Origin of the sequence: Streptomyces sp. Ac-502 (assembly GCF_045222935.1) — a bacterium.
Taxonomy (GTDB): Bacteria; Actinomycetota; Actinomycetes; order Streptomycetales; family Streptomycetaceae; genus Streptomyces; species Streptomyces monomycini.
The window spans coordinates 6064830-6091147 of sequence record NZ_JBHFFO010000001.1 but is presented as its reverse complement, the minus strand read 5'-3'; the positions used below and the strand labels follow the sequence as shown (position 1 = coordinate 6091147).

Here is a 26318-nt window from a genome sequence, read left to right as displayed (position 1 = left end):
CGCGGGGCGCACGCCCCGCGGCGGCCACCGCCACCGGCCACCGCCTACGGCAGGTCCGGCGGTGGCGAAGCCGCTCCCGGCAGGCTCAGGAGGGCTTCCGTGCCGCCGCCCGCCGCCGCCCGCAGCTCCACCGTGCCGCCCACCTGGTAGGCCGTACGCGCCACGATCGACAGTCCGAGGCCGCTGCCGGGCAGACTGCGGGCGGTCGGCGAGCGCCAGAACCGTTCGAAGACGTGCGGCAGTTCCTCCTCGGGGATGCCGGGGCCGTGGTCGCGTACCCGTAGTTCACCCTTGCGCAGGCCGACCTCGACGGCGCCGTCCGCCGCGCTGAACTTCACCGCGTTGTCCAGCAGGTTGACCACCGCGCGCTCCAGGGCCGCCGGCTCCCCCGTACGTACCAGGGGTCCAGCTCGGCGGTGATGTCCAGCGAGGGGCCGCGCAGCCGGGCACGGCGCAGGGCCGAGTCCACGATGTCGTGCAGCGCGACGACCGGTACGGAGGCCGCGCCGCCCGGCCGGGCTTCCGGTGTGCGGGAGAGCTCCTGGAGGTCGCCGATGAGTGCGGCCAGCTCGCCCACCTGCGCCTTCACCGAGGCCAGCAGCGCCTGCTTGTCCTCGGCGGGGAGCTGGCGGCCGGACTGTTCGCTGCGTACCAGCAGGTCGATGTTGGTGCGCAGCGAGGTCAGCGGCGTCCGCAGCTCGTGCCCGGCGTCCGCGATCAGCTGCTGCTGGAGGTCGCGGGAGGAGGCCAGCGCGGCGGTCATGGAGTTGAAGGACCGCGAGAGACGGGCAATCTCGTCCTCGCCCTCGGCGGGGATGCGGATCGTCAAGTCCTCCGTACGGGCGACATGTTCGACGGCTTCGGTGAGCCGGTCGACGGGTTTCAGGCCCGCACGGGCCACCCACAGGCCCGCGGTCGCGGCGCCCAGCACGCCGATGCCGGTGACGATCAGCAGGATCAGCGCGAGCTGCTGGAGCGGGTCGGTGACCGGCGCCATGGGGGCCGCGATGGAGATCGCGAAGCGGTGCCCGCCCTCATCGGTCAGCGGGCCGCGGAAGGGCCGGGTGAGGACCCGCATCTCCTTGCCGTCGTTGGCCCGGGTGGTGTGCAGCGCCTGCTCGGATGCGCCCTTGGCCACCGCCACGTCGGCCTGCTGCACGGGGATGCGGGTCTTCTCCCACCAGGTGCAGACGTTGCCGGCGGCCGTCACGATCTGAACGGTGTACTGGGTGGGCAGTTTCAGCCGGACGTCGTCCGGCACCGGGTTGTTGCAGCGGGCGCCCAGCGCCTGTACGTACTCGGCGGCCACCTCCTGGCCGCTCAGTGTCTCGTCGAGCTGCTCGGTGAGCCGGTCCCGGGTCACCAGCCAGCAGGCGGCGGCCGAGACGGCCACGGCGATCGCGACGGCGACCGCGGTGAGCATGGCCAGCCGGGAGCGCAGCGGGAGCTGCCGGTAGCGGTGCACGGCGCGGGCCTTCAGGCTGGAGCGCGGCCCGGCACCGTCGTCGGGGGACGTGCCGGTGCCCGGGGCCGGGGCGTCGGTCATTCGGCGCCGCCCTCGGCACGCAGTACGTAGCCGACCCCGCGCACCGTGTGCACCAGCCGCGGCTCGCCGCCCGCCTCCGTCTTGCGGCGCAGGTACATGACGTACACGTCCAGGGAGTTGGAGGTCGGTTCGAAGTCGAAGCCCCAGACGGCCTTCAGGATCTGCTCGCGGGTGAGGACCTGGCGCGGGTGCGCGAGGAACATCTCCAGCAGCGTGAATTCGGTACGGGTCAGCTCGACCAGCCGTCCGCCGCGGGTCACCTCCCGCGTCGCCAGGTCCATCCGCAGGTCGGCGAAGGTCAGCGCGTCGCCCTCGGCGGGCTGCGCGCCGGCCGCCGCCGCGTACGAGCTGCGGCGCAAGAGCGCCCGGATACGGGCCAGCAGCTCGTCCAGCTCGAAGGGCTTGACCAGGTAATCGTCGGCGCCCGCGTCCAGTCCGGTGACCCGGTCGCCGACCGTGTCGCGGGCGGTCAGCATCAGGATCGGTACGGTCACGCCGCTCGCCCGCAGCCGGCGGGCGGCCGTCAGCCCGTCCATCCGGGGCATCAGCACGTCCAGCACGATCAGTTCGGGGTCGTACGAGGCGACCTTCTCGACCGCGTCGAGTCCGTCGACGGCCTGCTCGGTGCCGTAGCCCTCGAAGGCGAGGGAGCGTTGCAGCGCCTCCCGGACGGCCGGTTCGTCGTCGACGATCAGGATGCGGGCGGGCTGGTCACCGTGCTCGGCGGGGCTCATCGCTGTGACTACCTCGGGTGTGGGTGCGGGCGGCTGACCGGGGATGGTGCGGTCCAGCATGTCAGCCTCGCACGCCGGCGGCCGGGGTACGTCGCTCGGCACGGTCTGGTCGGTGGTCCGCGGGGCGCCTGGTGCGCGGGGGACGGCGCCGGGGGCGCGGGCGCGCCGGTCATCTCCGCGCGGCGGCCCGGGGCGGCCGGGCCGTACCCGCCGCGGCGCCCCGCTGGGGACGCGGCCGCGCGGCCGTCGCGACCTCCGTGGGGCGCCCGGCGCGGGCCGGCCGCACCCGGGCGTCGGCCTCGGCCAGGTCGAGGGCCAGGTCCAGGTCGGCGGGGCCGGTACGGGTGTCCGCGCCGTGGTCGACGGTCAGTACGCCGGCGCTGTGCCGCTTCTCGCCCGCGCTCCAGGCGATGACGGCGGCGACGGCACGGCGGGCGCGGTGGACCGGAACGGTGATCTTGCTGGCCATGGGGGTCCTCTCGTGCGTGAGGTTCGGGTCGGGGGCGGGGTCCGCCGGCTCAGCTCTTGTCGCTGCCGCCCGCCCGCAGGTTGGCGAGGTCCGCCTTGACGGTGTTGATGGGGATGGCGAAGCCGAGGCCGACGCTCCCCGCCGAGCTGCTGCCCTGCGCGGAACTGGGCGAGTACATGGCCGAGTTGATGCCGATGACCTGGCCCTTCATGTCGATCAGCGCGCCGCCGGAGTTGCCGGGGTTGAGCGCCGCGTCGGTCTGGATGGCCTTGTACGTGGTCTTCGACTGCCCGGTGTCGCCGTTGTACTGCTCGCCGCCGAACTCGAACGGCCAGCCCGGACCGCCCCGCTGCGGCTGCCGCTCCTGGCCGTCGTCCTTGGGGACCGTCACATCGCGCTTGAGGGCGGAGACGATGCCGCTGGTGACCGATCCGGTGAGCCCTTCGGGGGAGCCGATGGCCACGACCTCGTCGCCGACCGCCAGGTTGTCGGAGTCGCCGAGCGAGGCGGTGGTGAGGTTCTTGGCGCCCTTGACCTTGAGCAGGGCCAGGTCCTTGTCCGGGTCGGTGCCCACCACGTCGGCCTGCTTCTTGCTGCCGTCGCTGAAGGTGACCTCGACCGAGGAGGCGCCGGCCACCACGTGGTTGTTGGTGACGATCTCGCCGTCCGGGGTGATGACCACGCCGGAGCCGGTGGACTCGCCCTTCGCCGTCCGCGCCTTGATCTCGACTATCGCGGGGGTGACGGCCTTGGCCACCGCGGAGACGCTGCCGCTGCTCTTGGCGGAGCCCGCGTTGACGGCCGGGGTGGTGGTACTGGCCTGCGGCCGGTCGGTGGCGCTGCCGATGAGGGCGGCGCTGCCGCCGCCGATCAGACCGGAGGCGAGTGCCACGGCCGCGATCAGCGCGACGGGGCGGCGGGCCCGGCGGCGCGGCGCGGGGGCGCCGGTGCCGGTGCCGTCGGGGCCTCCCGGGCCGCCCGGCCCGCCCGAGCCGCCGAAACCGGCGTCGCCGCCGGGGGCGCCGGGGCCCGCGGGGGCGGCCGCCGCCGGCTGCGGTGCGGCGTACGGCGGGTGGGGCGGCGGTGCCGGGTAGCCCGTCCCGCTCGTCCCGCCCTGCGCCTGCGGCCCGTGGGCGTAACCCTGGTGCTGAGGAGTCTCGTCGCCACTGCGGCGGTAGGTTTCGGTCATGTACCCGACTGTGCGAGCTGACCATGAGAACCGTCTGAGAACGCCCTGAGAGGCCCGACAGAAGTAGGTATGCCCGGTGTAAGGAAGGTCAGCTACGGGCGGCGCGCTCGGCGGCCGGCACCGCGCCGGCGGCGGCCGGGCCGCAGCCGCACGATCCCCGTACCACCAGCCTGGCCGGGAACAGCCGCAGCCGCTCGCGCCGCGACCCGACCACCCGCAGGCCGTCGTCCAGCACCAGGTCGACCGCCGCCCGCGCCATCGCCTCCCGGTCGGAGGCGACCGTGGTCAGCGGCGGGTCGGTCAGCGCGGCTTCCTTGACGTCGTCGAAGCCGGCCACCGCCAGTTCACCCGGTACGTCGATGCGCAGCTCGCGGGCGGCCCGCAGGACGCCGATCGCCTGGTCGTCGGTGGCGCACATGATGGCCGGCGGGCGGTGCGGGCCGGCGAGCAGGTCCAGGGCGACCTGGTACGCGTCGTAGCGGTTGTACGGCGCCTGGAAATAACGCCCTTCGAGCGACTTTCCGGACTCCTCCATCGCCCGGCGCCAGCCCTCCAGGTGGTCGGTCACCGGGTCGCCGGACTTCGGGGTCTCCTCCGTGCCGCCGAGGAAGGCGACGTACGGATGGCCGTGCTCCAGCAGATGCCGGGTCGCCAGCTGCGCGCCGCCGACGTCGTCCGTCATCACGGCCACGTCGTCGATGGCGTCCGGCCGCCGGTGCAGCAGCACCACCCGGGCGTCCCAGGCGTCGATCTCGGCCGCCGCGTGCTCGCTGGGGCCCTGGCTGATCAGGATCAGCCCGGCCACCCGCATCCCCAAAAAAGCGCGCAAATAGTGCACTTCGCGCTCGTCGAGGTAGTCGGCGTTGCCGACCAGGACCATCTTTCCGCGCTCCGCGGCAGCCTGCTCGACGGCGTGCGCCATCTCCGCGAAGAACGGCTGCCGGGTGTCCGGCACGATCAGTCCTATGAGGTCCGTGCGCCGGGACGCCATCGCCTGGGCGACCCGGTCCGGGCGGTACCCCAGCTCCTTGATCGCGGCGAGCACCCGCTCGCGCGTGGCCGGGGCGACCGGCCTCGGTCCGTTGTTGATGACGTAACTCACCACGGCGGTCGAGGTACCCGCCAGTTTTGCCACATCATCCCGCGTCACCTTGGCCACGCGCGGCAGTCTACGCGGGTGGCCTCAGCTCTTGGCAGGCCGAGCCACGGCGGCTTCCTCCCGGCACCGGCGCGCGAGGGTGCGGAAGGGCGCGCGCCCGCGCCCGCGCCGTCCTCGGGACCGCCGCCGTTCGCCGGGGCCCTGCCGCCGCGCCGGTCCTGCGGCGCCTTGTCCTCCGCCGCGCGCTCGGGCTTCTCCGGCGTGACGAAGCGGTAGCCGACGTTGCGTACGGTGCCGATCAGCGACTCGTGCTCGGGGCCCAGCTTCGCCCGCAGCCGCCGTACGTGGACGTCGACCGTGCGCGTACCGCCGAAGTAGTCGTAGCCCCAGACCTCTTGGAGCAGCTGGGCGCGGGTGAAGACCCGGCCCGGGTGCTGCGCCAGGTACTTCAGCAGCTCGAACTCCTTGAAGGTCAGGTCCAGGACCCGGCCCTTGAGCTTGGCGCTGTAGGTCGCCTCGTCCACCGACAGGTCGCCGTTGCGGATCTCCATCGGACTGTCGTCGACGGTGATCTGCTGGCGCCCCATGGCCAGCCGCAGCCGGGCCTCGACCTCGGCGGGGCCCGCGGTGTCGAGCAGCACGTCGTCGATGCCCCAGTCCGCGGTGACGGCGGCCAGACCGCCCTCGGTCACCACCAGCACCAGCGGACAGCCGGGCCCGGTGGACCGCAGCAGCTGGCACAGCGACCGCACGTGCGGCAGGTCGCGCCGGCCGTCGATCAGTATGACGTCGGCCCCGGGGGTGTCCACCAGGGCCGGTCCCTCGGCGGGAGCGACCCGGACGCTGTGCAGCAGCAGGCCGAGCGCGGGGAGCACCTCCGTCGAGGGCTGGAGGGCGTTGGTCAGGAGCAGCAGCGAACTCATCGCCGACCACCCGCCCGGGTCCCGGCCGGCCGTTTACCGCCCTTGTTGTCCTGCACGCTTCGCTCGCCCATTACGTCTGGTTCCTCCTCGGTCCCTGCGAACGGGGCCCCTCCCATGCCCGTCCTGGCCATGGGGGCGTATGCGGCACTGCTTCGTACGGGTGGCTCCCCGGGGCCGTTCAGGGCCCTGTGGAGCGCCGGTGTGCTCATTCGCGCGTGAACGCGGGTGAAAGCACAAAAGGACCCGGGGGCAACGCTGCCCGGATCCTTCTTGCCCAGCAGAATAGCCCACATGACTTCCGGACCCGAGGCGGTTTTTGCGCGATCTTGTGTTCCGTCGATCACAACGAGTGGCCGGCGCACGTCCTTGTTGACGGCGGACGGGGTCCGGATCGACGCCGTTCACACGCCCCGGCGCGCCCCCTCGGACACCCCTGCGGACAGCCTGGCCGTCGTCCTCGCGCACGGCTTCACCGGAGCGCTGGAGCGGCCCGCGCTGCGCCGTGCGGCCGCGGTCTTCGCCCAGCGTGCGGGCGTGATCACATTCTCCTTCCGGGGCCACGGGCGGTCCGGCGGGCGCTCCACGGTCGGCGACCGCGAGGTGCTGGACCTGGCCGCGGCGGTCGGCTGGGCGCGCGCCCTGGGCTACCGCCGGGTCGCGACCGTGGGCTTCTCCATGGGCGGCTCGGTCGTCCTGCGGCACGCCGCGCTCTACGGAGGGGCGCGCGAGGGGCGCACGGATGCGCATACCGACACGGTGGTGTCGGTGAGTGCTCCCGCGCGGTGGTTCTACCGCGGTACGGCTTCGATGCGCAGGCTGCACTGGGTGGTGACGCGGCCCACGGGGCGCCTGGTGTCGCGCCTGGGGCTGCGCACCCGTGTCCACCCGGAGGACTGGGACCCCGTACCGCTGTCCCCTGTGGCGGCCGTCCCGCGGATCACACCCACCCCGCTGCTCGTCGTGCACGGCGACCGGGACCCGTACTTCCCGCTGGACCACCCCCGGATGCTCGCCGCGGCCGCCGACCCGGCGACCAGCGAGCTGTGGCTGGAGCGCGGCTTCGGCCACGCGGAGAACGCGGCCCCCGGGGAACTCCTCGAACGGATCGCGGCCTGGACGGCCGAACGGGTGGCGGAACAGGCGGCATGATCATGACGGCGGCCCGTACCGGTACGGTACGGGCCGCCGCTCACCGTGCCTCAGGCACCGGCCCTCACTCCGACTCCACCTCCGCCAGCGGCTCGGCGAACTGCGCCGCGTACAGCTTCGCGTAGGCGCCGTCCGCCGCCAGCAGCGCGTCGTGCGTGCCCTGCTCCACGATCGCGCCGGACTCCATGACCAGGATCAGGTCCGCGTCGCGGATGGTGGACAGCCGGTGCGCGATCACGAAGCTGGTGCGGCCGGTGCGCAGCTGCGCCATGGCGTGCTGGATGAGCACCTCGGTACGGGTGTCGACCGAGCTGGTGGCCTCGTCCAGGACCAGGATCGCCGGCTCGGCGAGGAACGCCCGGGCGATGGTGATCAGCTGCTTCTCGCCCACCGAGACGTTGTCGCCCTCGTCGTCGATGACGGTGTCGTAACCGTCGGGCAGGGTCCGCACGAAGCGGTCCACGTGGGTGGCCTTCGCCGCCTCGATTATCTTGTCCATCGAGGTGCCCTCGGGGGCGCCGTAGGCGATGTTCTCCGCGATGGTGCCGCCGAAGAGCCAGGTGTCCTGGAGGACCATGCCGATGTGCGAGCGCAGCCCCTCCCGGCTCATCGCCTGGATGTCCACGCCGTCCAGGGTGATCCGGCCGCCGCGCACCTCGTAGAACCGCATCAGCAGGTTGACCAGCGTGGTCTTGCCCGCGCCGGTCGGGCCGACGATCGCCACCGTCTGGCCCGGGTGGACGGCCAGCGACAGGTCGTCGATGAGCGGCTTGTCGTCCTCGTAGCGGAAGGAGACGTCCTCGAAGACGACATGGCCGCTGACGTGCTCGGGGCGCTGCGGCCGGGCGTCGTCCGGCTCCTGCTCCTCGGCGTCCAGCAGCTCGAAGACCCGCTCCGCCGAGGCGACACCGGACTGCACCATGTTCGCCATCGAGGCGACCTGGGTGAGCGGCTGGCTGAACTGCCGGGAGTACTGGATGAACGCCTGCACGTCGCCGATGGACAGCGCGCCGGAGGCGACGCGCAGGCCGCCGACCACCGCCACCAGGACGTAGTTCAGGTTGCCGATGAACATCATCGCGGGCTGGATGATCCCGGAGATGAACTGGGCCTTGAACCCCGCCTCGTACAGCGCGTCGTTCTGCTTGCGGAACAGCTCGGCGGACTCCTTGTGGCGGCCGAAGACCTTGACCAGGGAGTGGCCGGTGTACATCTCCTCGACGTGCGCGTTGAGCTTGCCGGTGGTCTTCCACTGCTCCACGAACTGGGGCTGCGCCCGCTTGCCGACCTTGGTGGCGACGAGCACCGAGACCGGCACCGTGACCAGCGCGACCAGGGCCAGCAACGGCGAGATCCAGAACATCATCGCCAGCACGCCGACGATGGTCAGCAGCGAGGCGACGATCTGGCTCAGGGTCTGCTGGAGCGTCTGCGCGATGTTGTCGATGTCGTTGGTGGCGCGGGAGAGGACCTCGCCGCGCGCCTGCTTGTCGAAGTAGCGCAGCGGCAGCCGGGCCAGCTTCTCCTCGACCTGCTCACGCATCCGGAAGACGGTCCGCTGCACGACACGGGTGGCGATCCGGGCCTGGACGAAGCCGAAGAACGAGGCGCCGAGGTAGATCAGGAAGACCCACAGCAGGACCACGCCGACGGCGTCGAAGTCGATGCCCTGGCCGGGCACGACGGGCATGGTGCCGAGCATGTCGGCCAGCCCGTTCTCGCCCTGCGCCCGCAGGTGCGCGACGGCCTCGGCCCGGCTGATGCCGCCGGGCAGCTGCCGGCCGACGACGCCCGCCATGATCAGGTCGGTGGCGTGGCCGAGGATCTTGGGGGCGATCACGGACAGCGCGACGCTGAGCAGGCCCAGCGCCAGCGCCACCCAGATGACCGCCCGTTCGGGCCTCATCTGCCGCAGCAGCCGCAGACTGGAGCCCTTGAAGTCCATGACCTTCTCGGTGGGCTGGCCGCCCATCATGCGCGCGGGCCCGGCGGCCGGCGCGGGGCCGCGCTGCTGCGGGGCCTTCTGGCTGCTCACGCCGCCTCCTGCTCGGTGAGCTGGGACAGGACGATCTCCCGGTAGGTCTCGTTGTCCGCCATCAGCTCGGTGTGCGTGCCGGTGCCGACCACCCGGCCCTCGTCCAGGACGACGATGCGGTCGGCGCCGCGGATCGTGGAGACGCGCTGGGCGACGATGACGACGGTGGCCCGGCCGGTCTCCCGGGACAGCGCGGCCCGCAGGGCGGCGTCCGTGGCGTAGTCCAGGGCCGAGAAGGAGTCGTCGAAGAGGTAGATCTCCGGTTTGCGCACCAGCGCCCGGGCGATGGCCAGGCGCTGCCGCTGCCCGCCGGAGACGTTGCCGCCGCCCTGGGCGATCGGCGCGTCCAGGCCGCCCTCCATGCGTTCGACGAAGTCCCGGGCCTGCGCGGTCTCCAGCGCGTGCCACAGTTCCTCGTCGGTGGCGTCCGGGTTGCCGTAGCGCAGGTTCGTCGCGACGGTCCCGGAGAAGAGGTACGGCTTCTGGGGTACGAGGCCGATGGCGGTGGCCAGCGTCTCGGGGGCGAGGGTGCGGACGTCCACGCCGTCCACGAGGACCGCGCCGCCCGTCGCGTCGAACAGCCGCGGCACCAGCCCCAGAAGGGTGGACTTGCCGCTGCCGGTCGAGCCGATGACGGCGGTGGTCTCACCGGGGCGGGCGACCAGCGAGACGTCCTTGAGGACCGGCTCCTCGGCACCCGGGAAGCGGAACTCGACGTTCCGAAGTTCCAGTTCGCCGTGCCGGCGCAGCTCGGTGACCGGCTGCTCCGGCGGGGTGACGCTGGTGTCGGTGGCCAGCACCTCCTGGATGCGCTCGGCGCAGACCTCGGCGCGCGGCAGCATCATCACCATGAACGTCGCCATCATGATCGACATGAGGATGTACATCAGATAGCTGAGGAAGGCGGTCAGCGCGCCGATCTGCATCCCGCCGCTGTCGATACGGTGCCCGCCGAACCACACGACGGCCACGCTCGACACGTTCACCACCAGCATGACCAGCGGGAACATCAGCGACATCAGCCGGCCGGCGCGCAGCGACACGTCGTACAGGTCGTGGTTGGCGCCCGCGAAACGCTCGCGCTCGTACCCGTCCCGGACGAAGGCCCGGATGACCCGTATACCGGTGATCTGCTCGCGCAGCACCCGGTTGACGGTGTCGATCCGGTCCTGCACCCCGCGGAACAGCGGACGCATCCGCCGGGTGACCAGCGAGACGAGGATCGCCAGCACCGGGACGATGACCAGGATCAGGCCGGACAGCGGCACGTCCTGGTTGAGCGCCATCACCACGCCGCCGACGCACATGATGGGCGCCGCCACCATCATCGTGAACGTCATCAGGACCAGCATCTGGACCTGCTGCACGTCGTTGGTGGTGCGGGTGATCAGGGACGGCGCGCCGAACCTGCCCACCTCGCGGGAGGAGAAGGACTGCACCCGGTCGAAGACGGCGGCCCGGATGTCACGGCCCAGTGCCATGGCCGTGCGGGCACCGAAGTAGACGGCGCAGACCGAGCAGGCGATCTGCAGCAGGGTCACGGCGATCATGACCCCGCCGAGACGCAGGATGTAGCCCATGTCCCCCTTGACGACACCGTTGTCGATGATGTCGGCGTTCAGGGTGGGCAGGTAGAGGGTGGCCAGCGTCTGGACGAGCTGGAGCAGCACGATCAGGGATATGGGGCGCATATGGGGCCGCAGATGCGCCCGCGCCAATCGGACCAACACCGTTCGAGCCTATGCGAGCCCTTGCCCGCGGCAATCGAATTTCCCCGCACCACTCGAACGAAGCAGGAGGTTTTGCCAGAACTTGTCCGGACAGCCGCCGAACTTGCCCGGAACGGTACCCGCCGCGGCGTACGCCATCATGGAAGCCTCTGACGACGCACGACGAACGACGATGAAGAGGCCGCCGTGACAACAACTGGCACCGTGCGCTACTGGGCCGCGGCGAAGGCCGCCGCCGGCACCGCCGAGGAGCCGTACGCGGCGGCGACACTCGCCGAGGCACTGGCCACGGCACGCGAGCGGCACGCCGCGAACCCCGAGTTCGCCCGCGTCCTGCTGCGCTGCTCGTTCCTGGTGGACGGCGACCCGGTCGGCGGCCGCGACCACGCGGCCGTCCGGCTGGCCGAGGGCGGCACCGTCGAGGTCCTGCCGCCGTTCGCGGGAGGATGAGCGAGACCATGAGCGAGAACCAGCCGCAGAACCCGTACGGGTCCTACGACCCGTACCAGCCGCAGGACCAGCGGCAGCAGCCGCAGCAGCCCGCGCACCCGCAGCAGGCCGCCGCGGATCCGCAGGCGCCGTACGACGCGCACGGGTCCTACGGGTCCGGCGACGCGTACGGGACGCCGGCCCCGCAGTCGTACGGCGGTCACAGCGGTCACGGCGGCGCGTACGGCCAGGCGCCGCAGCAGGGCTACGGACAGCAGCCGCAGCAGCCGTACGAGCACCAGGCGTACGGGACCCCGCCGTACGGCCAGCAGCAGCCCCCGCAGCAACACCCCCAGCAGACCTACGACGCCTACGGACGTCCGCAGCAGAGCGCCTGGCCCGCGGCTGCCGGACAGCAGCAGCAGTCCGGCCAGTACGGACAGCAGGGCCAAACCGGTCAGGCCGGCCAGTACGGACAGCAGAATCAGTACGGGCAGCAAGGCCAAGGCGGCCAGTACGGACAGCAGAGCCAGGGCGGCCAGTACGGACAGCAGGGCCAGGCCGGCCGGTCCGGCCAGTACGCCACTGGGCCGGGCGGCCGTCCCGCCTACGGGCAGACCTCCCCCGGAGCCACCTCGTACGGATCCGACGCTTACGCCACGGGCGACGACCGGGACGGCCCGCAGACCCAGACCTGGACGGCGCCGACCTGGGACACCAGCGTCCAGCTGCCCGTCGTGGGCGGCCCGGACCCGGGTGGCCCCGGCCCGTCCGCACCGGACCCGTCCGCCGCCGAAGAGACCGCGTACCTGCCGAAGCAGATCCCGGAACCGGCCACCGCCCGCGCCCCGCAGCCGCAAACCCAGTCCCGTGCGCAGTCCCGGCACCGGGGCGCGCCGGAGCCCGAGCGGCCCGCGGCCGAGCCGGCGCCCGACCTGTCGCGGCTCGCGCCCAACCAGCGCGCCCGCGCCGAGGGCCGCTCGCCGATCATCCCGCCCGGCCTGCAACCCGCCGCCGTCACCGCCGTACTGGCCCTGCTCCTCGCCTTCGCCGCGCCGCTGCCCCAGGTGGCCCTGGCGGTGCCGGTGGTGCTCCTCCAGGCCGTCACCGCGGCGGGCTGGTTCCGCCTCAACGGCATGTGGCCCGCCCGGCAGGGCATCGCCCTCGCCTTCCTGGCGGGCGTGACCACCGACATCGCGCTGCTGGCCACCGCACGCGACCAGGCGCCCGTGGTCGCCATCGGCACCCTCGGCGTCTGGTGCCTGTTCGTCCTCGTCCTCCAGCTGCGCAACCGCAGCAGCGCGGACGAGCGGATGTACGCGCTGACCGCCGGCCTCACCTCCACCGCCCTGGTGGTCCTGGCCGCCGGGCAGCTGGCCGCCACGAAGAACGCCGTGACGGTGGGCTGCGTCGCGGTAGCGGTGACCGCCCTCGCCCGCGCGCTGCCGCTGCCGTCGGCCGCCTCACTGGTCGTCGCCCTGCTCGGCGGCGCCGGCGCGGGCATCGCGGCCGGCCAGCTCACCGGCCTAGGCGCGTCCGGCGCCCTGCTGGGCCTGGTCGCCGGCGGCTGCGCCCTGATCGGCCTCCGGGTGGCCAGCTACGACTACCCGTCCCGCTTCGTGCACATGACGGCGGGCGTCGCCCTGCCGCTGACGCTGGCGGCCCCGGCGATCTACGTACTGGGGCGGGCGCTGGCCTGAGAGGCGGCTGTCGTGGGCGGGCCCGGTGGTGATCACGGGCCCGCCTTTGGTTGTTCGCCGGGCTGGCGTGGGCTGCGCGTCACTGGGCTGGAGTGGGCCGCGCGTCGCCGGGCGGGCGTCGGCCGCGCATGGCCGGGCGGGCATGGGCCGCGCATCGCCGGGCGGGCATGGGCCGCGCATCGCCGGGCGGGCATGGGCCGCGCATCGCCGGGCTCACGTCGGCGTCGCATCGCCGGGCTCACGTCGGCGTCGCATCGCCGGGCTCACGTCGGCGTCGCATCGCCGGGCTCACGTCGACCGCGCGCCCTACGGGGCGATCGCACACATTCCCCCACCGGGGGTTTACCCAGGCGTAGCCGCGCCGAAGCGCACGCCGTGCGGCCGAACCGAACCGGGGCCAGCCGGCCCGCCCGCCATACGGGACGCTCACCCACATTCCCCCACCGGGGGTTTACCCAGGCGTAGCCCCGCCGAAGCTCACACGGCGAGACACCGCGGGACACCGCGGGACGCCGCGAGACACCGCAGGACCCCGCAGGGCACAGCGGGACGCCACGGGACGCCACGGGGCGCCGCGAGACGCAGCGGGACGCCGCGGGACGCCGCGGGACACCCCGGCCGCCGACCGGAAAAGGCACCGCCCCCCATGGTCCGGTTAGGCTCGCACGCATCCGACCGGGGGCCTGACCCGGAAAAACCGGGCCGATTTCGGCCCCACGCCTGGGGGTAGTGGTTCGATGCGCGCACTGCGAGTGCTGTTGGTGATCGTCGTGATACTCGGCGGCCTGTTCGTGGCCGCCGACCGGATCGCCGTGAACTTCGCCGAGGACAAGGCCGCTGACAAGATCCGCAGCAGCCAGGGCCTGGACCGTACGCCGGAGGTGTCGATCACCGGCTTCCCGTTCCTGACCCAGGTCGCGGGCCGCAGCCTGGACCAGGTGGACGCCAGGATCGACGGTCTGAACGCCACCGCCGAGGGCCACACGCTGCGCATCCAGGAGCTGTCGGCGCAGTTCCACGACGTGAAGCTGACCAGCGACTACACCTCGATCGAGAGCGCCGCGAGCGCCACCGGCGAGGCCCGTATCTCCTACGCGGACCTGACCACCGCCTCGGGCAAGAACGTCAAGGTGAGCTACGGCGGCGAGAAGAACGGCAAGAGCCAGGTGAAGATCTCCCCGAACCTGCCGAACCTGCCGATGCTGAACTCGCTGGAGGTCACCGGCACGGTGAGCGTGGTCAACGGCGACACCGTCCGGCTGCGCGCCGACACCCTCCCGGCCCTCTGCTCCCAGCTGTCCGCCTGCCGGAACCAGGTCCGCGCGCAGACCGACCACGAGTGGAAGCTGGACCGGCTGCCCGGCGGTCTGAAGCTGGACAAGGTGGTCTCGACACGGGAGGGCATCTCGATCTCGGCCAGCGGCAAGGACGTCAAGCTGCCCGGCTGATCCGTCCGGACTCCGCCCGGCCGGGGCGCCCCCACCCCCGGCCACCGGAAACGGTACGAATCGCCACCAATCACCCGCCCGTCCGCACACTGAGACATCCCGTCCCGTACGCCAGACTCCTCCCGGCGCGCAGGCCACGGCAACACGCCCCGCGCGCCCCTCGCACCACCCCTCCGTACCGCCATACGGACGGCCACGTCTCAGCATGCGACACGCCGGTGACACGTACCGCCGCCCCTCCCTACGATCGGTCGCATGCAGAGCTCTCTGAGCGGTTCCCGTTCGCGGGGACAGGCGAACCTCACGAAGCGGCGGGCAGTCGACCTGTGCCGCGTCGCCGCCATGCTCTGTCGCACTGCCTGACGGGCGGCCTCTTTTTCCCCGTCTCCGCCCGGCCCGCTGAGGCCACACCCGCACTTCCCCCACGCAGCGCCGCGTCCCTCGCCCGCAGCGCGCACCGGCGTACGCGTGCCCCGTAACTGCCCCGGAGGAGAACAACATGAGCCGTAGCGACGTCCTGGTGGACGCCGACTGGGTCGAGGCCCACATCGACGACCCGAAGGTGGTCCTCGTCGAGGTCGACGAGGACACCTCGGCCTACGACAAGAACCACATCAAGAACGCCGTCCGCATCGACTGGCAGAAGGACCTCCAGGACCCGGTGCGCCGCGACTTCGTCGACCAGGCGGGCTTCGAGAAGCTGCTCTCCGGGAAGGGCATCGCCAACGACGACACCGTCGTCCTCTACGGCGGCAACAACAACTGGTTCGCCTCGTACGCCTACTGGTACTTCAAGCTCTACGGCCACGACAGCGTCAAGCTGCTCGACGGCGGCCGCAAGAAGTGGGAGCTGGACTCCCGCGACCTGGTCGACGGCTCGCAGGTGCCGAACCGTCCGCGGACCGACTACAAGGCGAAGGCCCAGGACACCTCCATCCGCGCCTTCCGTGACGACGTCGTCGCCGCGATCGACGATCTGAACCTCGTCGACGTGCGCTCCCCCGACGAGTTCAGCGGCAAGCTGCTCGCCCCGGCGCACCTGCCGCAGGAGCAGTCGCAGCGCCCCGGCCACGTGCCCAGCGCCCGCAACATCCCGTGGTCGAAGAACGCCAACGACGACGGCACCTTCAAGTCGGACGACGAGCTCAAGGCGCTCTACGAGACCGAGAACGTGGACCTGGCGAAGGACACCATCGCCTACTGCCGCATCGGCGAGCGCTCGGCGCTCACCTGGTTCGTGCTGCACGAGCTGCTCGGCCAGTCCAACGTCAAGAACTACGACGGCTCCTGGACCGAGTACGGCTCGCTGGTCGGCGTGCCGATCGAGCTCGGCGCCGCCAAGTAGGCGCACCGGCGCAGTACCGCCACCCCGCACCCCTCAACTCACCAAGGACGACTCATATGTGTGGAGCACAGGCCGGCGGCCCGGACGCTTCGACGATCAAGCCGGGCGAGACCACGATCCAGGGCAGCGTGACCCGCGACGGCCAGCCCGTCACCGGTTACGTGCGCCTGCTGGACAGCACCGGCGAGTTCACCGCCGAGGTCCCCACCTCGGCGACCGGGCAGTTCCGCTTCTACGCGGCCGAGGGCACCTGGACGCTGCGCGCCCTGGTGCCGGGCGCGACCAAGGACCGTACCGTCGTCGCGCAGCACGGCGGTCTCGCGGAGGTCACCATCGCCGTCTGACGGCGTACGCACACGTACGCGCGTACGGCCGACGGGCCGCACCCCAGGGGTTGGACGCCTTGGCCGGGGTGCGGCCCGCCGCGCTTCCCAGCCACCGCCGCCGGATCTACGGTGGAACCATGTCCGCGCACCAGCGTCCGCCCGCGCAGCGCCGGCACCGCCGGTACTTCGTCCTGATGGGCGTGTGCATCGCCCTGTTCGTCCTGGCCTGGGGCGTGGTACGGCTGTGGTCCGTGCCGGCGGCCGTGGCGATGTGTGTGATCGCCATGGTCATCCCGCCGTTCGCGGCGATCATCGGCAACCGGCGGGAGCCGGGTGAGCGCTGGTGGGACGAGTCGGGCGATCCGGAGTCGGACCGGTGGTGGCGCGAGATCGACGACCACCGCCCCGGGCCGGGCTCCGGGTCCGGTTCCGGCTCGGGCCGCCGCTGAGCCGCGGCCCGGACCGTCGGCGGCCCGCGCCGCTGAGCCGCGTCCTCAGTAGACGAGCGCCTGCACCCCGTCCGGCATGATCTCGCTCACGAACACCTGGGCCCCGGCGATCCGGGCGCCCTCGATGAGGTCCTTCTCCTCGATGTCCCGGCGGGCCGCGCACTGCGTGCACACGGTGATCGTGCCGCCGCCCGCCACGATCGAGTCGATCAGGTCCGGCAGTGGCGCCGCGTGCGGCAGCTCGAACTCCGCCGCGCGCCCCGGCAGCGCGAACCACGCCGACTCCCCGGTCAGCCACAGCGAGACGTGCACACCGCTGGCCACGGCCACCGCCGCCACCGTGAACGCCTGCGAGCACCGCTCGGGGGCGTCAGCCCCCGCCGTCACCTTGATCACCAGCTTCTTCGCCATACGGCCACTTTAGAGCGCTTGCCAACGCAACCTTTCGGCCCCGCAGTTGGTCAGGTGTCCGACCTACACACGATCTTTGATGGGGGCCGCGTGCAGCCGGATCGTCCTGACCAGCCACCCCGCCCGGGGTTACGCCACCGCTTCGCGGGCCGTACGCGCCCGCTGATCGCCCTGGGCGCCGCGCTCGGCGTCGTCGGCGGCGTGGCCACGGGCTACGCCGTCCAGTACGGGCGGCCGCCCACACCGCTGCCGCCGTTGGCGGCGGGCGTGGCGGCGCAGCCGTCGCAGACGGCCGGGGACGCGGTGGCACGGCCGGCGGCCGCACCGTGGGCCGACGGTGACCTGGAGACGCTGCTGGCGCCGCGGCCGGAGGGGCGACGGCCGAGCGGGACAGCCGTCGTCAGCTGCGCCTGGACGAACTCGCCGAGCTGTACGAGGACGCCACCGGGCCGTTCAAGAGGTTGGCCGAAGGCGGCTTCCGGCGGGCCGTGATGGACGAGTGGCACCGCGGCAGCCTCACCGTCCGCACCATCCTGTACCAGTTCCGCGACACGAACACCGCGATGGCCGCGCGCTACGTGCGGACGGGGGTGGAGGAACAGCGGAAGTGGTTCGGTGTCGACGTGAAACTGTCCGGGACCGCTACCGGGGAACTGCGCGTGCACGACGAAACGGTGGAGAGCCTGGACGGCGAGCCCGTGTACCAGGCCCACGCCCTGGCACGGCGCGGCGGCGTCGTCATGGAAATGATCTTCCAGGACACCGCACGGGTCGACAAGAACACCGCGAAAACGCTGGCCGAGCGGCAGCTCGACCAATTGCGGAAGGCCCCCGCGCGGACATCGCAGCCCACCGCCGAAGGCACGGGCGCCGCCGCACTCCGTGCCGAGATGCTGCCCGCCCGAGGCGGCCCCGGCAACGGTCCCGACACGGGCCGGTTCCGCGACGACGCCCTGTACGGCCCCGCGCGGTCGGTCTTGCTGGCGTCGGAACTGCTCAGAGTGCTCCCCGACGGCCCCAGGAACGCCTTCGCCACCGCATTCCGCCGCCACGGCGCCACGGAGTCGGCCGTACGGACGTACCCGGGCGCCGACCAGATCCGGGAAGTCCAGCTCATCCGCCTCAAGGCAGGCGGGGCGGGGAACGGTCCGGCAGACCTCGCCGCCGCGCTCGTGGGGGACGGCGTCCGCGAGGGGCCCCGGGTCCCGGGCCACCCCGATGCGCGCTGTGTCCTGCCCGAACGGCCGGGCGCCGCATCGACGGCATCGATGCTGTGCGCCGGCCATGCGAAGGGGATCCTGGTCCTCTTGACCGTGTACGGACCGAACGAACTGGACACCACGCAGGGCGCCCGCCAGCTCTCCCGGCAACTCGACCGTCTCGCCGCGCACGGAGGCACCGCATGACCGAGAACAGTGCACCGGCCGAGGAGGGGGCAGACGCCGCCCCGGACTCCTGCCCCGCCTTGTGGCCGCCGTCGCGGTCTGTGCCGTCCTCGGCACCGGCATCGCCTACGGGATCACCTCGGCCGACCGTACCGACCTGCCCGGCCTGGGCACGCCGGACGACGGCCGCTGGACGTACCCGGAGCAGCACCGGCCGCCGCTGCCCCGGGGCGCCTCGGCCCCCTTCGCCGGCCAGGCCCTCTCCGATCGCGGCATCCACCACGCCGAGCTCGGCGCGCTGCGCCTGTCCGCCCCCGAGGACGCCACGGTGGATCTCGACAAGAAGAGCGGGGAGGGCACGCCGGACGCCGCTCCCTTCACCGGGGAGTACGCGGCTCCGTACAACGATCTGCTGCGGCGACACCTGGCCGACTACGCCCCGCGGCGCACCGCCTCGCGAGGCTGGACCATGCCGGACGGCACCCGGTCCCGGGTACACCTGCTCCAGTTCGACAGCGCCGCGGTGGCCGAGTTCTTCCGGCTGACCGTGCTGAGCGACGTGCGCGGCCCGGCCGTCTTCCTACGGGACGCACAGACCGTCGGACGGGACCACGCGTACGAGAAGGCCGTGCCGAAGGTAGCGGGCTCGGCCATCGGCGGCTGGTCCGGGTCCGGGGCGGAGCTCTACAAGGAGACGGGTTCCGAAGGCGCTCTCTCGGTGCGGTACGCCTACCTGTCCGCCGGCGACACCATCGCCCTGGTCGTCCACTCCCGCCCCGGCGGCACCGTACCGACGGCCTTCTACCAGTCCGTCGCCCTCCAGCAGCATCTCCTGAGCTGAACCGGCGGCGCCGGGTCTCCCGGGGGCGTCAGGCACCCGGGCGCCCGGCGGGACCGACCTCACAGCGCCGCCACCGAGCACGCCGACTAGACTCGCTTCCGGTCCGTAACACCTCACTCCGTCCGAGGAGCGCGCTCGTGCTTGAGGCAGTCTTCACCACCCTGCTCGTCCTGGTCGCCGTCGGCGTCGTCGCCTTCGCCGGGCTGACCTGGAAGAAGCTGTACCAGGGCCAGCGCTAGACCCACCGAACACACCAGACTTCCCCCGACACAGATCGCCTGAGCTGATGATCGAGATCCCGTCCGACCTGAACCCGGCCCTCGTGCCCCTCGCCTTCCTGCTCGGCAACTGGGAGGGCGCCGGCGTCGCCGACTTCCCCGGCTCCGAGAAGTGCAACTTCGGCCAGGAGGTCACCTTCACGCACGACGGCCGTGACTTCCTCGAATACACCTCGCACAGCTGGGTGCTCGACGGCGAGGGCAAGAAGGTCGCTCCGCTGGAGACCGAGTCCGGCTACTGGCGCATCGACAAGGACCGCAAGGTCGAGATCGTGATGATCCGCGACGGCGGCGTCGCGGAGGTCTGGTACGGCGAGCTGGCCGACCAGAAGCCGCAGATCGACCTGGCCACCGACGCCGTGGCGCGGACCGCGGCCTCCGGCCCGTACACCGGCGGCAAGCGCCTGTACGGGTACGTGAACAGCGACCTGATGTGGGTCGGCGAGAAGGCCACCCCCGAGGTGCCGCTGCGCCCGTACATGTCGGCGCACCTGAAGAAGGTCGTCGACCCGCGCGAGTGGGCCAAGGACATCAAGGACCTGCCGGACGACGGCATCGCCTTCTTCAAGTAGCCGAGCCGGACCTCCACAGGTCCGCTCATCAGTACAGACAGTCGCAGAGCGCCCCGCGGGGAAGTCCGGTGAGAGTCCGGCGCTGACCCGCAACGGTGTGCGGAACACGCGTTCCGCCAGCCCGATCACCCGCGGGGGCGCCGGTTCCTGATCAACTCGCCGTGGACTGCGAGGGGACACCGCCGCGGGCCTCGCGCCACGCGGCGTCACCCCGGACCGTACGGACGCGGCCCGAGCCGAAGGCGTACGCCCCTTGGCCGCCCCAGCCCGTACCGCCGCCCCCGCCTCCGCCCCCGTCGGGCCCGACGGCGACCGGCCCCGTACCGGCTCGCCGCTGCCCACCGTGCCGCTGGTCGCCGGGCTCGCCCTCGTCCTGCTCGCGTCCCTGGTGTGCGGTGTCGGCCTCGGCGCCTCCGGCGTCGGCTGGGGCGAGGTGCTGCGCCATCTCGGCGCCGGGCTGAGCGGCGGCACCATCACCTCCGACGAGGTCTCCGCCTACACCATCGTGTGGGAGCTGCGCTTCCCGCGCACGCTCCTGGCCGCCGTCGTCGGCGCCGGGCTGTCCGCCATCGGTGTGGCCGTCCAGGCCCTGGTGCGCAACGCCCTCGCCGACCCCTTCGTGCTCGGCATCTCCTCCGGCGCCGCGGTCGGCGCCAACGCCGTCCTGCTCTTCGGCTCGCTCGGCGCGCTCGGCGTCTGGGCCCTGTCCACCGCCGCCTTCGGCTCGGCACTGCTGGCCATGGTGCTGGTCTACGCGGCGGCCCGCAGCGCGCACGGCCTGACCCCGCTGCGCCTGGTCCTGACCGGCTCCGCCATGTACTACGGCTTCTCCGCCCTCTCCACGCTGATGGTCTTCGCCGCCGACCGGGGCGAGGCGGCGCGGTCCGCCATGATGTGGCTGCTCGGCAGCCTCAGCGGGGCGGGCTGGGGCTCGCTGCCGGTCGCCGCGGTGGCGGTGGCCGGGGCGCTGCTGTACCTGATGCTCTCCGCGGGCCGCCTGAACGCGCTGGCCATGGGCGACGAGTCGGCCGCCGCGCTCGGTGTGGACCCCGGGCGGCTGCGCCGGGAGCTGTTCGCGGTCACCGCGGCCGTCACCGGCGCGGTGGTGGCGGTCAGCGGGGCGATCGGTTTCGTCGGGCTGATGGTGCCGCACGTGACGCGGATGCTGGTGGGCGCCGGGCACCGGCGGGTGCTGGCGGTGGCGCCGCTGCTGGGCGCGGTGCTGATGGTGTGGGTGGACATCCTGTCCCGGGTGCTGCTGGCGCCGGTCGAGCTGCCGGTCGGAGTGATCACCGCGGTGCTCGGCGTGCCGGCCTTCGTGCTGCTGATGCGGCGGCGCGGCTACACGTTCGGAGGCGGGGCCTGATGCGAGGTCCGATGCGGTGCCTGATGCGGTGCCTGATGCGGGGTCCGGTGCGGGGTCACGGCGGTACGTACGGAGGCGGGGCCTGATGCGGGTCGACATCGACGCGGTGTCCGTGGACGTGGCCGGCGCGCGGCTCGTGCACGACATCACCCTGCGAGCGGACAGCGGCCGGATCGTCGGGCTGGTCGGGCCCAACGGCAGCGGCAAGTCCACCCTGCTGCGCTGCGCCTACCGCGCGCTGCGCCCGGCCGCCGGGACAGTACGGCTGGACGGCACCGACCTGCACGCCATGGGCGTACGCGAAGGGGCCCGGCGCCTGGCCGCGCTGCCCCAGGAATCGGCGACCGAGTTCGGGTTCACGGCCGCCGAGGTCGTCGCGATGGGGCGGCTGCCGCACCAGCGCGGATCGGGCCGGCCGAGCGCCGCCGACCTGCGGGTGTGCGAGGACGCGCTGGAGCGTACCGGCGCCGCCCACCTCGCCGGCCGGGCCTTCCTGAGCCTGTCCGGCGGCGAGAAGCAGCGGGTGCTGATCGCCCGCGCGCTGGCCCAGGAGCCGCGGGTGCTGGTGCTGGACGAGCCGACGAACCACCTCGACATCGCGCAGCAGCTGGAGCTGCTGGCGCTGGTACGGGACAGCGGGCTGACGGTGCTGACCGCGCTGCACGACCTGAACCTGGCGGCCGGGCACTGCGACGAGCTGTACGTCATCTCCGGCGGGCGCATCGTCGCCTCCGGCGCGCCGCACGACGTGCTGGGCCCGGAGCTGCTGGCCGAGGTGTTCGGGGTGCGCGCGCACCGCGTACCGCATCCGGAGACCGGCGTCGTCCAGCTGCTGTTCGACCGCCTGCCCGCCCGTACCGACGCCCCCACCACTTCATGAGGCCCCCCATGCGCACCCGCCACCGCTCCGCCGCCCTGCTCACCGCCCTCGCACTCGCCGCGCTCACCGGCTGCGGCGCGCACGTCGCCGAGGACGGGAAGGACGGCGCCGCCAAGGCGTCCGGGACGGGCGGCGGCGGATCCGGCCACTACCCGGTCACCATCGAGAACTGCGGGACGAGGACCACGTACGACAAGGCGCCGCGGCGGGTGGTCACCAACGACGTCGGGATCGCCGACATCATGTTCGCGCTCGGCCTGGAGGACCACATGGCCGGGTACGTCATGCCGGGCTACCGGGGCAGGATCGACGCCGTCGCCTGGAAGGACGCGTACGGCAAGGTGCCCTGGCTCTCCAAGAAGGCGATCACCAAGGAGATCGCCCTGGACGCCAGGGCCGACCTGGTCTTCGCGGGCTGGAACTACGGCTTCGGCGAGGACAGCGACGTCACCCCCGCCTCCCTGGCGAAGCTCGGCATCGGCAGCTACGTCCTGACCGAGTCGTGCCGCAACGGGACCGACGGCGGCCAGGGCAGCGCGCGCGGCGTGATGCCGCCGCTGGACGCGCTCTACACCGACCTGAAGACCCTCGGGAAGATCTTCGACGTCGAGGACCGGGCGGACGCGCTGATCGCCACGTACCGCAAGCAGATCGCCGACGCGCAGGCCAAGGTGCCCAAGGACGGCGCACGGCCCACCGTCTTCCTCTACGACGGCGGCCAGGACAAGCCGATGACCTCGGGCCGCTTCGCCGGGCCGCACGACATCATCACCAAGGCCGGCGGTGACCACGTCATGAAGGATCTCCACGACTCCTGGACCACCGTCGGCTGGGAATCGGTGGTCGAACGCGACCCCGACGTGATCGTCATCAACGACTACGGCACGCCGACCGCCGCACAGAAGAAGGCGTTCCTGAAGTCGTACGGGCCGCTGAAGAACGTCTCGGCGATCAAGAACGACCGCATTTTCGTACTGGACTACGCCGACCTGGTGGAGAGCCCGCGCAACCCGGCAGCCGTCGCCGCGCTCTCCGGTTACCTGCGGAACGTAGGCGGCCACTGAACGTCCTCCTACACTGTCGGTGTGGTGAGCAGCGACTGGCAGAGCGACCTCCGCAAGCGCGGGTACCGGCTGACCCCTCAGCGGCAGCTCGTGCTGGAGGCGGTGGACAAGCTGGAACACGCCACACCCGACGCCATCCTCACCGAGGTGCGCAGGACGGCGGGCGGCGTGAACATCTCCACCGTCTACCGGACGCTGGAGCTGCTGGAGGAGCTGAGCCTGGTCAGCCATGCCCACCTCGGGCACGGCGCGCCCACGTACCACCTCGCGTCCCGGCACCACCACATCCACCTGGTGTGCCGGGACTGCTCGGAAGTGATCGAAGCCGATCTGTCGGTGGCCGGACCGTTCACGACGACGCTGCGGGAGACGTTCGGTTTTGACACGGACCTGAAGCACTTCGCGATCTTCGGGCGCTGCGCGGCGTGCACCGGCCCCGGCGCGGGCCCCGGTACCGGCACCGGCACCGCACGGACGCCGGACGGCGGGCCGCCCGCCGAGGGCGGGTCGGGGCCCACCGCCTAGCCGGTCGTACGCTGGGGGTATGCCGCGCCCACGTGAAGCCAGTCCGCTGCTGTCGCTGCCCGGTGCCGTCCCGGCCGAGGCCCCCGACGAAGGCGTCGCCGCACACTACGGCGACCTGTTCCGCGAACAACGCACCCTCGCGGACGGCCGCGGTTTCGTCGACCTCTCGCACCGCGGCGTCGTCGCCGTCAGCGGCCCCGAGCGGCTGAGCTGGCTGCACCTGCTGCTGACCCAGCACGTCACCGACCTCGCCCCGGGCCACGCCACCGAGGCCCTGATCCTCTCCGCCAACGGCCACATCGAGCACGCCCTCTACCTCGTGGACGACGGGGAGACGACCTGGCTGCACACCGAGCCGGGCGACGAGGAGGCGCTGATCGCCTACCTGGAGAGCATGAAGTTCTTCTACCGCGTCGAGGTCGCCGACCGTACGGACGACCACGCGGTCGTCCACCTGCCGGCCGGTTCCATCGCCGAGGCGCCGAAGGACGCGGTCGTCCGGGAGACCCCGCACGGCCGGGACGTCTTCCTGCCCCGCGCGGGCCTGGAAGCCTTCGCCTCGGCCAACGGCCCCGCCGTCGGCACGCTGGCCCTGGAGGCGCTGCGCGTCGAGGCGCACCGGCCGCGCCTGGGCCGCGAGACCGACCACCGCACCATTCCGCACGAGCTGGGCTGGATCGGCACCGCCGTGCACCTCCAGAAGGGCTGCTACCGCGGCCAGGAGACGGTGGCCCGCGTCCACAACCTGGGGAAGCCGCCGCGCCGCCTGGTCTTCCTCCACCTGGACGGCAGCGAGGTGCACCTGCCGCCGCACGGCGCGCCCGTACGCCTGGCCGCCGACGGCGCCGAGGGCCGTCAGCTCGGCTTCGTCACCACCTCGGCCCGCCACCACGAGCTGGGCCCCATCGCGCTGGCCCTGGTCAAGCGCAACGTGCCCGTGGACGCGCCGCTGCTCGTGGAGAGCACGGCGGCGGCGCAGGAGGTCGTGGTCGAGCCGTAGGGCAGTAAGGAGGTCGTCGGCGAGCCGTAGGGCAGGCAGAAGGTCGCGGTCGAGCCGTAAGGCCGCCGGGAAGGAGCCGCGGCCCGGAAGCCGCGGCTCAGACCTCCAGGAGCACCGTGAACGGGCCGTCGTTCGTCAGCGAGACCTTCATGTCCGCGCCGAAGCGGCCCGTCGCGACCTCCGCGCCCAGCGCGCGGAGCCGCGTGACGACCTCGTCGACGAGGGGTTCGGCCACCGGGCCGGGGGCCGCCGCGTTCCAGGTGGGCCGACGGCCCTTGCGGGCGTCACCGTAGAGAGTGAACTGACTGATCACCAGCAGGCCCGCACCCGTGTCCGAGCAGGACTTCTCGCCGTCCAGAATGCGCACTGACCACAGCTTGCGGGCGAGCTGCGCCGCCTTCTCCGGGGTGTCGTCGTGCGTCACTCCGACCAGCACGCACAGCCCTTCACCGACGATCTCCCCGACCGTTTCGCCGTCCACCTCGACGCGTGCGCCGTCGACCCTCTGCACCACAGCTCGCATACCGCCCATGATGCACGGCACGCCCGGGCCCGGGACAGCCGTACCCTCCCGGGGCCGTTCGGGTGCCATGGCCATGGCTGGCCCTGCGGACGGCCCGCCCGCAGTGGCACGATGCGTGCACGCGGTGCGTCGCGCGGACAACGTGCCCGCACGGCCGCACCGGACGAGGGGACGGAACGACTCATGAGCACTGCCGGTCCCGGGCACACCCCCGGACCCGTACCGATCGCCCGTACGGCGCCGACGGCGGCCCGTACGACCCCGCCGGCCCCGGCACCCGCCGGGTCCGCCCGCACGGAGGACGGCCCCATGTTCCAGGCAGGCACGGCGCCGCACCGGCCGCCGCTGCAACGCGACCGCTTCCGCCCGGTCCCGCGGCCCGACCTGCACCGGCTGAGCCTGCCCGACCTGCGTGTCGTGCGGCGCGAGGCGCAGCAGGAGGAGGCCGACCTGAGCTATGTGCGGCGGCTGCTGCAAGGCCGGATCGACATCCTGCGGGCCGAGAGCACCCGCCGTACGGCCCCGCACTCGCCCCTGCTGGACCGGCTGCCGGAGATCCTGACGGACGGGCCGTCGCAGCACCGCTCCTCGGCCCGCCACGTGACGCTCGGGATGCCGCACAGCGAGGAGTACCGCCAGCTCGCGGAGCAGATGCTCGGCGAGGTGGAGTTGTCCGACCTCACCGCCCGTACGGACCAGGAGCTGCACGACGCGATGGGCCGTCTGGTCCGTTACGAGCAGCAGGTCTCCCGGCGGCGCCAGGCGCTGCAGCGGACCGCGGACGATTGCAGTGCGGAGATCGCCCGCAGGTACCGTGAAGGTGAAGCACAAGTAGACGACCTGCTCTCCTGACCCGACGGCGCACCGTTCCGGGGGATCGCGGGTCACTCCCCCGGAAGGCC

27 protein-coding genes, 1 pseudogene and 1 riboswitch are annotated in these 26318 nt (G+C 72.5%); of the genes and pseudogenes, 17 read left to right on the top strand and 11 right to left on the bottom strand.

From position 1 onward, the window contains the following. Positions 1-44: 44 nt before the first annotated feature. From ACEXOX_RS27715 to ACEXOX_RS27690, 6 genes and pseudogenes are all read right to left on the bottom strand, one after another. Positions 45-1423 (bottom strand): annotated as a pseudogene (locus tag ACEXOX_RS27715) (sensor histidine kinase). Between the two features lie 119 nt (positions 1424-1542). Then, the gene (locus ACEXOX_RS27710) at positions 1543-2280 is read right to left on the bottom strand and encodes a response regulator transcription factor (RefSeq protein ID WP_406523891.1); all 738 of its coding nucleotides are present in this window, start codon (positions 2278-2280) and stop codon (positions 1543-1545) included. Between the two features lie 169 nt (positions 2281-2449). Next, complete coding sequence (locus tag ACEXOX_RS27705) at positions 2450-2749, bottom strand: hypothetical protein (protein ID WP_406523890.1); 300 nt, start codon at positions 2747-2749, stop codon at positions 2450-2452. A 49-nt stretch (positions 2750-2798) separates the two neighbouring features. Further along, positions 2799-3938: a S1C family serine protease gene (locus ACEXOX_RS27700; RefSeq protein ID WP_406523889.1), complete on the bottom strand. Its 1140-nt coding sequence runs from the start codon at positions 3936-3938 to the stop codon at positions 2799-2801. A gap of 88 nt (positions 3939-4026) precedes the next feature. Beyond that, positions 4027-5097, bottom strand: coding sequence for a LacI family DNA-binding transcriptional regulator (locus ACEXOX_RS27695; protein WP_406523888.1), 1071 nt, complete (start codon positions 5095-5097; stop codon positions 4027-4029). Further along, positions 5085-5960: a response regulator transcription factor gene (locus ACEXOX_RS27690; protein WP_406523887.1), complete on the bottom strand. Its 876-nt coding sequence runs from the start codon at positions 5958-5960 to the stop codon at positions 5085-5087. Before ACEXOX_RS27690 ends, ACEXOX_RS27695 begins: the two co-directional genes overlap by 13 nt. Before the next feature lie 291 nt (positions 5961-6251). Here ACEXOX_RS27690 and ACEXOX_RS27685 point away from each other — a divergent pair, with 291 nt between their 5' ends. Beyond that, the gene (locus tag ACEXOX_RS27685) at positions 6252-7109 is read left to right on the top strand and encodes an alpha/beta hydrolase (protein WP_406523886.1); all 858 of its coding nucleotides are present in this window, start codon (positions 6252-6254) and stop codon (positions 7107-7109) included. 64 nt (positions 7110-7173) lie between these two features. Here ACEXOX_RS27685 and ACEXOX_RS27680 read toward each other — a convergent pair whose 3' ends face one another. Beyond that, on the bottom strand, positions 7174-9081 hold the full coding sequence (locus tag ACEXOX_RS27680; RefSeq protein WP_406526489.1) for an ABC transporter ATP-binding protein: 1908 nt from the start codon (positions 9079-9081) through the stop codon (positions 7174-7176). A gap of 59 nt (positions 9082-9140) precedes the next feature. Next, positions 9141-10874 carry an ABC transporter ATP-binding protein gene (locus ACEXOX_RS27675; protein ID WP_406523885.1) on the bottom strand — a complete coding sequence of 578 codons (1734 nt, stop codon included), beginning with the start codon at positions 10872-10874 and terminating at the stop codon, positions 9141-9143. Positions 10875-11060: 186 nt separating this feature from the next. Here ACEXOX_RS27675 and ACEXOX_RS27670 point away from each other — a divergent pair, with 186 nt between their 5' ends. From ACEXOX_RS27670 to ACEXOX_RS27640, 7 genes are all read left to right on the top strand, one after another. Further along, the gene (locus ACEXOX_RS27670) at positions 11061-11324 is read left to right on the top strand and encodes a MoaD/ThiS family protein (protein WP_242440569.1); all 264 of its coding nucleotides are present in this window, start codon (positions 11061-11063) and stop codon (positions 11322-11324) included. Positions 11325-11332: 8 nt separating this feature from the next. Next, on the top strand, positions 11333-13003 hold the full coding sequence (locus ACEXOX_RS27665) for a hypothetical protein (protein WP_406523884.1): 1671 nt from the start codon (positions 11333-11335) through the stop codon (positions 13001-13003). A gap of 737 nt (positions 13004-13740) precedes the next feature. Continuing rightward, entirely contained in the window at positions 13741-14451 is a 711-nt protein-coding gene (locus tag ACEXOX_RS27660; protein WP_030021042.1) for a DUF2993 domain-containing protein, read from the top strand. Positions 14452-14706: 255 nt separating this feature from the next. Next, positions 14707-14814, top strand: coding sequence for a putative leader peptide (locus ACEXOX_RS27655; protein ID WP_360125604.1), 108 nt, complete (start codon positions 14707-14709; stop codon positions 14812-14814). Positions 14815-14950: 136 nt separating this feature from the next. Beyond that, on the top strand, positions 14951-15796 hold the full coding sequence (locus tag ACEXOX_RS27650) for a sulfurtransferase (RefSeq protein WP_406523883.1): 846 nt from the start codon (positions 14951-14953) through the stop codon (positions 15794-15796). A 56-nt stretch (positions 15797-15852) separates the two neighbouring features. Further along, positions 15853-16140 carry a DUF1416 domain-containing protein gene (locus ACEXOX_RS27645; RefSeq protein ID WP_030021044.1) on the top strand — a complete coding sequence of 96 codons (288 nt, stop codon included), beginning with the start codon at positions 15853-15855 and terminating at the stop codon, positions 16138-16140. Positions 16141-16259: 119 nt separating this feature from the next. Then, positions 16260-16571, top strand: coding sequence for a DUF3099 domain-containing protein (locus ACEXOX_RS27640; RefSeq protein ID WP_406523882.1), 312 nt, complete (start codon positions 16260-16262; stop codon positions 16569-16571). Between the two features lie 45 nt (positions 16572-16616). Here ACEXOX_RS27640 and ACEXOX_RS27635 read toward each other — a convergent pair whose 3' ends face one another. Next, positions 16617-16982, bottom strand: a complete 366-nt coding sequence (locus ACEXOX_RS27635) for a DsrE family protein (protein ID WP_406523881.1) — start codon at positions 16980-16982, stop codon at positions 16617-16619. Positions 16983-17194: 212 nt separating this feature from the next. Next, complete coding sequence (locus ACEXOX_RS27630) at positions 17195-17488, bottom strand: hypothetical protein (protein WP_406523880.1); 294 nt, start codon at positions 17486-17488, stop codon at positions 17195-17197. On the opposite strand from ACEXOX_RS27630, the gene ACEXOX_RS27625 reads away from it, so the two are divergent. From ACEXOX_RS27625 to ACEXOX_RS27590, 8 genes are all read left to right on the top strand, one after another. Beyond that, the gene (locus ACEXOX_RS27625) at positions 17474-18388 is read left to right on the top strand and encodes a hypothetical protein (RefSeq protein WP_406523879.1); all 915 of its coding nucleotides are present in this window, start codon (positions 17474-17476) and stop codon (positions 18386-18388) included. The genes ACEXOX_RS27630 and ACEXOX_RS27625 overlap by 15 nt on opposite strands. A 61-nt stretch (positions 18389-18449) precedes the next feature. After that, entirely contained in the window at positions 18450-19208 is a 759-nt protein-coding gene (locus ACEXOX_RS27620; protein WP_406523878.1) for a hypothetical protein, read from the top strand. A 286-nt stretch (positions 19209-19494) separates the two neighbouring features. Then, on the top strand, positions 19495-20058 hold the full coding sequence (locus ACEXOX_RS27615; protein WP_030021049.1) for an FABP family protein: 564 nt from the start codon (positions 19495-19497) through the stop codon (positions 20056-20058). A 27-nt stretch (positions 20059-20085) separates the two neighbouring features. After that, a riboswitch (cobalamin riboswitch) is annotated at positions 20086-20210 on the top strand. A gap of 101 nt (positions 20211-20311) precedes the next feature. Further along, positions 20312-21424, top strand: a complete 1113-nt coding sequence (locus ACEXOX_RS27610) for a FecCD family ABC transporter permease (RefSeq protein WP_406523877.1) — start codon at positions 20312-20314, stop codon at positions 21422-21424. An 85-nt stretch (positions 21425-21509) separates the two neighbouring features. Continuing rightward, positions 21510-22304, top strand: a complete 795-nt coding sequence (locus ACEXOX_RS27605) for an ABC transporter ATP-binding protein (protein WP_406523876.1) — start codon at positions 21510-21512, stop codon at positions 22302-22304. 8 nt (positions 22305-22312) lie between these two features. Beyond that, positions 22313-23368 (top strand): ABC transporter substrate-binding protein, encoded by a 1056-nt coding sequence (locus tag ACEXOX_RS27600; RefSeq protein WP_406523875.1) that lies wholly within the window; start codon positions 22313-22315, stop codon positions 23366-23368. A gap of 21 nt (positions 23369-23389) precedes the next feature. Further along, complete coding sequence (locus tag ACEXOX_RS27595) at positions 23390-23893, top strand: Fur family transcriptional regulator (protein WP_406523874.1); 504 nt, start codon at positions 23390-23392, stop codon at positions 23891-23893. A gap of 19 nt (positions 23894-23912) precedes the next feature. Next, positions 23913-24893 (top strand): YgfZ/GcvT domain-containing protein, encoded by a 981-nt coding sequence (locus tag ACEXOX_RS27590; RefSeq protein WP_406523873.1) that lies wholly within the window; start codon positions 23913-23915, stop codon positions 24891-24893. 97 nt (positions 24894-24990) lie between these two features. Here ACEXOX_RS27590 and dtd read toward each other — a convergent pair whose 3' ends face one another. After that, the gene (gene dtd, locus ACEXOX_RS27585; protein ID WP_406523872.1) at positions 24991-25416 is read right to left on the bottom strand and encodes a D-aminoacyl-tRNA deacylase; all 426 of its coding nucleotides are present in this window, start codon (positions 25414-25416) and stop codon (positions 24991-24993) included. Between the two features lie 183 nt (positions 25417-25599). Between dtd and ACEXOX_RS27580 the strand changes: the two genes are divergently transcribed. Further along, positions 25600-26268 carry an ABC transporter substrate-binding protein gene (locus ACEXOX_RS27580; RefSeq protein ID WP_406523871.1) on the top strand — a complete coding sequence of 223 codons (669 nt, stop codon included), beginning with the start codon at positions 25600-25602 and terminating at the stop codon, positions 26266-26268. Positions 26269-26318 lie beyond the last annotated feature (50 nt).

Bases quoted from the DNA above. Each gene is read 5' to 3' on its own strand.
- ACEXOX_RS27665 (WP_406523884.1), top strand. From the start codon at position 11,333: ATGAGCGAGAACCAGCCGCAGAACCCGTACGGGTCCTACGACCCGTAC.
- ACEXOX_RS27680 (WP_406526489.1), bottom strand. From the start codon at position 9,081: ATGGGCGGCCAGCCCACCGAGAAGGTCATGGACTTCAAGGGCTCCAGT.
- ACEXOX_RS27625 (WP_406523879.1), top strand. From the start codon at position 17,474: ATGGACGAGTGGCACCGCGGCAGCCTCACCGTCCGCACCATCCTGTAC.
- ACEXOX_RS27710 (WP_406523891.1), bottom strand. From the start codon at position 2,280: ATGAGCCCCGCCGAGCACGGTGACCAGCCCGCCCGCATCCTGATCGTC.
- ACEXOX_RS27600 (WP_406523875.1), top strand. From the start codon at position 22,313: ATGCGCACCCGCCACCGCTCCGCCGCCCTGCTCACCGCCCTCGCACTC.
- dtd (WP_406523872.1), bottom strand. From the start codon at position 25,416: ATGCGAGCTGTGGTGCAGAGGGTCGACGGCGCACGCGTCGAGGTGGAC.
- ACEXOX_RS27690 (WP_406523887.1), bottom strand. From the start codon at position 5,960: ATGAGTTCGCTGCTGCTCCTGACCAACGCCCTCCAGCCCTCGACGGAG.
- ACEXOX_RS27655 (WP_360125604.1), top strand. From the start codon at position 14,707: ATGCAGAGCTCTCTGAGCGGTTCCCGTTCGCGGGGACAGGCGAACCTC.
- ACEXOX_RS27580 (WP_406523871.1), top strand. From the start codon at position 25,600: ATGAGCACTGCCGGTCCCGGGCACACCCCCGGACCCGTACCGATCGCC.
- ACEXOX_RS27590 (WP_406523873.1), top strand. From the start codon at position 23,913: ATGCCGCGCCCACGTGAAGCCAGTCCGCTGCTGTCGCTGCCCGGTGCC.
- ACEXOX_RS27700 (WP_406523889.1), bottom strand. From the start codon at position 3,938: ATGACCGAAACCTACCGCCGCAGTGGCGACGAGACTCCTCAGCACCAG.
- ACEXOX_RS27705 (WP_406523890.1), bottom strand. From the start codon at position 2,749: ATGGCCAGCAAGATCACCGTTCCGGTCCACCGCGCCCGCCGTGCCGTC.
- ACEXOX_RS27650 (WP_406523883.1), top strand. From the start codon at position 14,951: ATGAGCCGTAGCGACGTCCTGGTGGACGCCGACTGGGTCGAGGCCCAC.
- ACEXOX_RS27635 (WP_406523881.1), bottom strand. From the start codon at position 16,982: ATGGCGAAGAAGCTGGTGATCAAGGTGACGGCGGGGGCTGACGCCCCC.
- ACEXOX_RS27605 (WP_406523876.1), top strand. From the start codon at position 21,510: ATGCGGGTCGACATCGACGCGGTGTCCGTGGACGTGGCCGGCGCGCGG.
- ACEXOX_RS27615 (WP_030021049.1), top strand. From the start codon at position 19,495: ATGATCGAGATCCCGTCCGACCTGAACCCGGCCCTCGTGCCCCTCGCC.
- ACEXOX_RS27660 (WP_030021042.1), top strand. From the start codon at position 13,741: ATGCGCGCACTGCGAGTGCTGTTGGTGATCGTCGTGATACTCGGCGGC.
- ACEXOX_RS27640 (WP_406523882.1), top strand. From the start codon at position 16,260: ATGTCCGCGCACCAGCGTCCGCCCGCGCAGCGCCGGCACCGCCGGTAC.
- ACEXOX_RS27645 (WP_030021044.1), top strand. From the start codon at position 15,853: ATGTGTGGAGCACAGGCCGGCGGCCCGGACGCTTCGACGATCAAGCCG.
- ACEXOX_RS27685 (WP_406523886.1), top strand. From the start codon at position 6,252: ATGACTTCCGGACCCGAGGCGGTTTTTGCGCGATCTTGTGTTCCGTCG.